The sequence below is a fragment of the Microbispora sp. NPDC049633 genome (assembly GCF_040675265.1).
Taxonomy (GTDB): Bacteria; Actinomycetota; Actinomycetes; order Streptosporangiales; family Streptosporangiaceae; genus Microbispora; species Microbispora maris.
This window is the reverse complement of record NZ_JBFAOO010000400.1, coordinates 1-1,937: the sequence shown is the minus strand read 5'-3', so window position 1 is coordinate 1,937 and position 1,937 is coordinate 1. Positions and strand designations below refer to the sequence as shown.

Annotated in this window: 2 protein-coding genes; both read right to left on the bottom strand. The window is 74.1% G+C overall.

Annotation, left to right across the window (positions count from 1 at the left end; genetic code table 11):
• Window positions 1-81 precede the first annotated feature (81 nt).
• Window positions 82-765 (bottom strand): response regulator transcription factor, encoded by a 684-nt coding sequence (locus AB0J39_RS39370; RefSeq protein ID WP_346227301.1) that lies wholly within the window; start codon window positions 763-765, stop codon window positions 82-84.
• Window positions 766-823: 58 nt separating this feature from the next.
• Window positions 824-1,937 (bottom strand): sensor histidine kinase (locus tag AB0J39_RS39365; RefSeq protein ID WP_363474294.1); only part of this gene is annotated, 1,114 nt, incomplete at its 5' end.

Below are 1,937 nucleotides of genomic sequence, written 5' to 3'. Positions count from 1 at the left end.
CTCATCTCGGCGCCCGGCCGGCGCCCCGCCGCCCCCCCGCCCCCCCCCCCGCCCCGGCCCGGCGACGCCGGGCCGGGCCGATCAGGAGAAGGCGCCGGGAACGATCAGGCCGGTCTCGTACGCGAGCACGACGGCCTGGACCCGGTCGCGCAGCCCCAGCTTGGTCAGCACGTTGCCGACGTGGGTCTTCACGGTCGTCTCGCTGACCACCAGCTGGGCGGCGATCTCGGCGTTCGACATGCCCTTCGCGATCAGGCGCAGCACCTCGAGTTCGCGCTCGGTGAGCCGGTCGAGCCGCGCCGGGGTGGCCTGCTGGTGCGCGGAGGGCAGCCGGGTGGCGAACCTGTCCAGCAGCCGCCGGGTGACGCTCGGCGCCACGATCGCGTCGCCCGCCGCCACCACGCGGATCGCCTGGACCAGCTCGTCCGGCGGCACGTCCTTGAGGAGGAACCCGCTCGCGCCCGCGCGCAGCGCCTCCACGATGTACTCGTCCAGGTCGAACGTGGTCAGCACGAGCACCTTCGGCACGTGGGCGCTCGGCGCGGCCTCCCGCACGATGCGGCGGGTCGCCTCGATGCCGTCGGTGCCGGGCATGCGGATGTCCATGAGCACCACGTCGGGCAGCAGGGCGCGGGACTGCTCCATGGCCACCGCGCCGTCGCCCGCCTCGCCCACGACGGTCACGTCGGGCTCGGCCTCCAGGATGAACCGGAACCCGGTGCGCAGCAGCGGCTGGTCGTCGACCAGCAACACCCGGATCGTCATGATGCGTCCGTCCAAAGGGAGGCGGCGGGCCGCCGGGTGGAGGGGGACACCCTGATCGTCATGCTCTGTCCTCGAGGGGGCTCTGCTTGAGCGGAGTGTGGTCAACGGGGCGGTGGCTGAGGGGGCGGTGGTTGAGGGGGCTGTTACCCAGGGGGAACTGGGCGCGGACCTCGAATCCGCCCCCGGTGCGGGGACCGATCCGCAGAACACCACCATAGAGCGCGACGCGCTCGCGGATGCCCACCAGCCCGTGGCCCTTGCCCCCGATCCGCAGCGACTCCTCCGCCGCGCCGCGCCCGTCGTCCTCCACGTGGATGCTCAGCTCGCCCGGCTCGTGCCGTACGGTGACCCAGGCGCGGGCGGAGGGCCCGGCGTGCCGCAGGCTGTTGGTCAGCGCCTCCTGCACGAGCCGGTAGGCGGCGAGGTCGACCCCGGGCGGCAGGCCGCGCCGCTCGCCCTCGACCCACAGCTGGGTCCGCAGGCCCGCCTCGCGCATCTGCTCCACCAGCGCCGGCAGGTCCTGCATGCCCGGCTGCGGCCCGCGCTCCGCCGGGCCGTCGGTGCGCAGCACGCCGACGATGCTGCGCATCTCCGCCATCGCCGTGCGGCCCATCTCCTCGATGGCGGTGAGGGCGTCCCGCGCGACGTCGGGCTTGGTGTCGAGCATCTTGCGGGCGGCGGCGGCCTGCACCGTCATCACGCTGACGTGGTGGGCCACGACGTCGTGCAGCTCCCGCGCGATGCGGGAGCGCTCCTCCGCCCGGGCGGCCCTGGTGTCGGCCTCCCGCGCCCGCTCCAGCCGGTCGGCCCGCTGGACCAGCTCCGAGAGGTAGGCGCGGCGCAGCCGCAGCGCCCGGCCGCACACCCAGCACAGCAGCATGACGGCGATGACCACGACGTGGTCCGTCCAGGACGGGGTGATGATCCCGGCGAGGGCGCTCGCGAGGTAGGAGCAGAACGACACGAGGAGAGCCGCCGCGCTCAGCGTCAGCCCTCGGTAGGCGGCGACAGAGTAGAGCAGGACGAGGCCGCCGAACTCGCTCAGGCCGGGATCGTAGTGGAGCCCGTCCAGCACCGCCTGGGGGACGCAGGTGGCGACCAGCAGCACGAAAGGCCGGTCACGCCGCAGGGCCACCGGAAGCGTGCAGGCCGCCGCCAGGATCAGGTTCAGC